Source organism: Pseudomonas sp. SDO55104_S430, assembly GCF_054070595.1.
Genome location: NZ_JBSVXG010000335.1, coordinates 1 through 4,640 on the forward strand (window position 1 = coordinate 1; position 4,640 = coordinate 4,640).

The following is a 4,640-nucleotide window of genomic DNA, read 5'->3' on the forward strand; positions in this document are numbered from 1 at the left end:
GAACACAAATTCGGTATTTAGCAGAGATCCCCGGTGGGAGCGGGCTTGCTCGCGAAGGCGGTGGTTCGGCCGACATCTGACTCGCCTGCGGATATCCCGACTAGGATTAACAAACGACCTGCGACACGCCCTGACCATTCATTCAACAGAAGGACGTTCAATATGACTCGTTTATCTCTTGCAGCGCTGCTTGGCAGCCTGACCCTTGCTGGCGCGGCTCATGCGGCGGTGTTGACTGAAAGCAATATCTCGACCGCCGACGCGCAGAAACTGGTGACTGCAACGCTCGCTGCCTGTCAGGCCAAGGGCTACAACGTGAGCGCCGCGGTGGTGGACCGCGCCGGCGTGCTTAAAGCCCTGGCCCGCGCCGATAACGCCGGCCCTCATACCATCGAGGCCAGTCGTGCCAAGGCCTTCACCTCGGCATCGGCCAAGACCCCGACGCTGACCATCATGGAGAACGCGCAGAAGAACCCCGGTGCGGCCAATCTGACCGATATTCCGGGTTATCTGCTGCTGGGCGGCGGTGTTCCGATCAAGGCCGGTGAGGCCGTGATCGGCGCCATCGGCGTGGCCGGAGCGCCGGGCGGGAATCTGGATGCGCAGTGTGCGGATGAAGTGCTGGCCGCTAACGCAGGGTTGTTCAAGTAAGTCGCTGCCGTCTATTTGTGGGGGGCTTTGTGGCGAGGGTGTATGCAAAATTTCGACACAACACATAACCCCTGTGGGAGCGAGCCTGCTCGCGATGGACGCTAGGACAACGCGGGCAATCAGACAGTCCGCGTTATCGTTGACTTCCATCGCGAGCAGGCTCGCTCCCACAGGTATTGCGTCGTCGGTCAGAGATCGAACCGATCCAGGTTCATCACTTTGCCCCAGGCCGCCACGAAGTCCTTCACGAATTTCTCCTTGTTGTCGTCACTCGCATAGAACTCCGCCAGTGCCCGCAGCTGCGCGTTGGCGCCGAACACCAGATCCACCCGGCTCGCGGTCCACTTCGCCTGGCCCGTTTTGCGGTCGCGGCCTTCGAATTCTTCGTTGGTGGCCGAGGTGGGTTTCCACTCCACGCCCATGTCCAGCAGGTTGACGAAGAAGTCGTTGGTCAGCGTGCCTTTGCGCGTGGTGAACACGCCGTGGGCGGTTTGGCCGACGTTGGTGTCGAGTACGCGCAGGCCTCCGATCAGCGCGGTCATTTGTGGGGCGGTGAGGGTCAGCAGCTGGGCCTTGTCTATCAGCAGATGCTCGGCGGTAATGCGATAGCGGGACTTGAGATAGTTGCGGAAGCCATCGGCGATCGGCTCGAGCATGCCGAACGACTCGACATCCGTCTGATCCTGAGTCGCATCCGTGCGTCCCGGCGAAAACGGCACGGTGACGTTATGCCCGGCGCTTTTCGCCGCCTGCTCGACGCCCACATTACCGGCGAGCACGATCAGGTCTGCCAGGGAGACTTTCTTGCCGCCGCTGTTGAACTCCTTCTGGATGCCTTCGAGTTTGCCCAGCACGTTGGCCAACTGATCCGGCTGGTTGGCCTTCCAGGATTTCTGCGGTTCCAGACGCAGCCGTCCACCGTTGGCGCCACCGCGCTTGTCGGAGCCACGGAAGGTCGAAGCCGCCGCCCAGGCCGTGGACACCAGTTGCGAAACGCTAAGGCCGCTGGCCTGGATCTTGCTCTTGAGCGCGGCGACGTCGGCATCGCCGATCAGGGCATGATCGACCTTCGGAATCGGGTCTTGCCACAACAGCACTTCATTGGGCATTTCCGGGCCGAGGTAGCGTGACAGCGGGCCCATGTCGCGGTGGATCAGTTTGTACCAGGCGCGGGCGAAGGCGTCGGCCAGTTGATCCGGGTTCTGCAGGAAGCGCCGGGAAATCGGCTCGTAGATCGGGTCCATGCGCAACGCCAGGTCCGAGGTCAGCATCCGTGGTTCACGGCGCTTGTTGGGGTCGAACGCATCCGGGATCAACCCGGCCCCCGCGCCGTCCTTGGGTTTCCACTGGTTCGCCCCGGCCGGGCTCTTGGTCAGCTCCCACTCAAAGCCGAAGAGGTTTTCGAAATAGTTGTTGCTCCATTTGGTCGGGGTATTGGTCCAGGTGACTTCCAGGCCGCTGGTGATGGTGTCCGGGCCCTTGCCGGTACCGAAGGTGCTTTTCCAGCCCAGACCCTGTTGTTCAAGGCCGGCGGCTTCCGGTTCGGGGCCGACGTTATCGGCGGGACCGGCGCCGTGGGTCTTGCCGAAGGCGTGGCCACCGGCGATCAGGGCGACGGTTTCCTCGTCGTTCATCGCCATGCGGGCGAAGGTTTCGCGGATGTCCAGGGCCGACTTGAGCGGATCAGGTTCGCCTTCGGGGCCTTCAGGGTTGACGTAGATCAGGCCCATTTGCACGGCAGCCAGTGGGTTTTCCAGGTTGCGGCCGTGTTCGGTGCGGCTGTCTTCGTTGCGTCCGGGTTCGGCCGACAGCGGCACGTCGCCGGGTTTCTGCACAGCCTTGTTGTCATCGCTCGGGTCGCTGGCGTAGCGGGTATCGCCGCCCAGCCACTTGGTTTCCGAGCCCCAGTACACGTCCTCGTCCGGTTCCCAGACGTCCGGACGGCCACCGGAGAAGCCGAAGGTCTTGAAGCCCATGGATTCCAGAGCGACGTTGCCGGTAAGCACGATCAGGTCGGCCCAGGAAATGTTGCGGCCATATTTCTGTTTGATCGGCCACAGCAGACGGCGGGCCTTGTCCAGGCTGACGTTATCCGGCCAGCTGTTGAGCGGGGCGAAGCGTTGCTGGCCGGAACCGGCACCACCGCGCCCGTCGGCGGTGCGATAGGTACCGGCGGCGTGCCAGGCCATGCGCACGAACAGTGGGCCATAGTGGCCGAAGTCGGCAGGCCACCATTCTTGCGAGTCGGTCATCAGCGCGGTCAGGTCGCGCTTGACGGCGGCAAAGTCGAGTTTTTTGTACGCCTCGGCATAATCAAATCCCTCATCGGCTGGAGTGGAGAGAGGCGAGTGCTGATGCAGGATGTTCAGGTTCAGTTGGTTCGGCCACCAGTCGCGGTTGCGTGTGCCACCGCCGGCGGCGTGATTGAACGGGCATTTCGATTCGGTTGCCATGTGTGAGCTTCCCTCGGTCGAGATCAGTCAGCTTCCCGGCCCGTGGGGGCATCCAGTATCTGACTCATTCTTGTCTTCACATCAGGTCTGTGCCGGCCAGACCGCGCCGGCGCTAAATAAGGCTAGACCCCGATCGTCAAGTCAGCTAATAGCCCGAGTATTGGTAGCCGATAGGCGGAATCTCTCAGCGGACACAGAGTTTTACAGGTGCCTCCTAGCGATGTGCCACAATAGTCAGGTCACCGCAGCATTATCAGGCGAACACAATGGATGGCCTTGGATTTCGGCTCGAGCAGGAACGCTACATCGCCCAACAGGTGCGCACCGATCGATTGCATCAGCTGTTTCGGCAATCGGTAACTGCTGTTTTCGGCAGCTTTCTGGCATTGGCCATGTTGTGTTGGCTGTGCTGGGACCGCTTCGACCACCACATCATGAACTGGTGGATCGGTCTGCTGGCGGCCTCCACCCTGATCCGCATCACGATGTTCGTGGTTTATTTCCGCAGCCCCGAAGCGGCCCGCACCCCGCAGCGCTGGGAACTGATCTATATGGCCACCTTGTCGCTGTCCGCCGGGATCTGGGGCGGCGGGGCGCTGGCGGTCATGCCGGCCGACGATCTGCTGGCCCAGGCGCTGGTGATGCTGTTCACGGTCGGCATGTCGGTGAGCGCGGTGTCGTGTTATTCGGCCTATCGCTACATGACGGTGGTGTCCATCGCCTTGGTGCTGCTGCCGTCGACCTTCTGGCTGATGATCCAGCCGACTTCGCTACAGTTCGGCATGGGCGTGGCGGTGCTGGTCTTCGCCTCCTTCGTGTGCAGCGCCACCCGCAAACTCTCCGTCGCCCTGGAAACCGCCTTCCGCCTGACCCGCGAAATGGAACTGGCCCACAGCATCTCCACCCGCGCCGCACAGACCGACGAACTGACCGGCCTGCGCAATCGCCGCGCCTTCTTCGAGCAGGCCCAGCGCCTGTACAACCACTGCCAGCACTACCGCCTGCCGCTGTGCGCGGTGATGCTGGACATGGACCACTTCAAGCACATCAACGACACCTACGGCCATCAGGTCGGCGACCAGGTGCTGCGGCAGATGGGCGTGGTGATCAGCCGGTCGTTTCGCGAGGCTGATGTGTATGGGCGGCTGGGCGGGGAGGAGTTTGCGGTGCTGCTGCCGGATACATCGCTTGAAGATGCGCAGAACATCGCCGAAGGGCTAGTTCATTCCATTTCCGGGCTGATGACCGGGCCGGTGCACTGCATCACCGCCAGCGTCGGCGTTGCGTGCATGGTTGCAGGCGACAAGGATCTGCACAGTTTGATGAGCAATGCCGACAAGGCGCTGTATCGGGCCAAGGCCAGGGGGCGCAATCAGGTGGTGGTGTCCGACTAAGCACCTGCAACCCCGCAACCCCCTGTAGGAGCGAGGCTTGCCCGCGAAGAGGCCGGTACATCCACCAAAACAGGTTGCCTGAAAACCCATCGCGAGCAGGCTCGCTTGTATGGTAGGACTTGAAGGGAGGAGGAGGGACAAG

General features: G+C 62.2%; 3 protein-coding genes. 2 read left to right on the forward strand and 1 reads right to left on the reverse strand.

The window, feature by feature from the left end:
• Nucleotides 1-162 precede the first annotated feature (162 nt).
• Nucleotides 163-651 carry a GlcG/HbpS family heme-binding protein gene (locus ACW9JE_RS28855; RefSeq protein ID WP_457434698.1) on the forward strand — a complete coding sequence of 163 codons (489 nt, stop codon included), beginning with the start codon at nt 163-165 and terminating at the stop codon, nt 649-651.
• Between the two features lie 188 nt (nt 652-839).
• Here ACW9JE_RS28855 and katG read toward each other — a convergent pair whose 3' ends face one another.
• On the reverse strand, nt 840-3,104 hold the full coding sequence (gene katG, locus ACW9JE_RS28860; RefSeq protein ID WP_457434699.1) for a catalase/peroxidase HPI: 2,265 nt from the start codon (nt 3,102-3,104) through the stop codon (nt 840-842).
• A 266-nt stretch (nt 3,105-3,370) separates the two neighbouring features.
• On the opposite strand from katG, the gene ACW9JE_RS28865 reads away from it, so the two are divergent.
• A complete protein-coding gene (locus ACW9JE_RS28865) occupies nt 3,371-4,498 on the forward strand; it encodes a diguanylate cyclase (protein ID WP_457434700.1) in 1,128 nt (375 codons plus the stop codon).
• Nucleotides 4,499-4,640 lie beyond the last annotated feature (142 nt).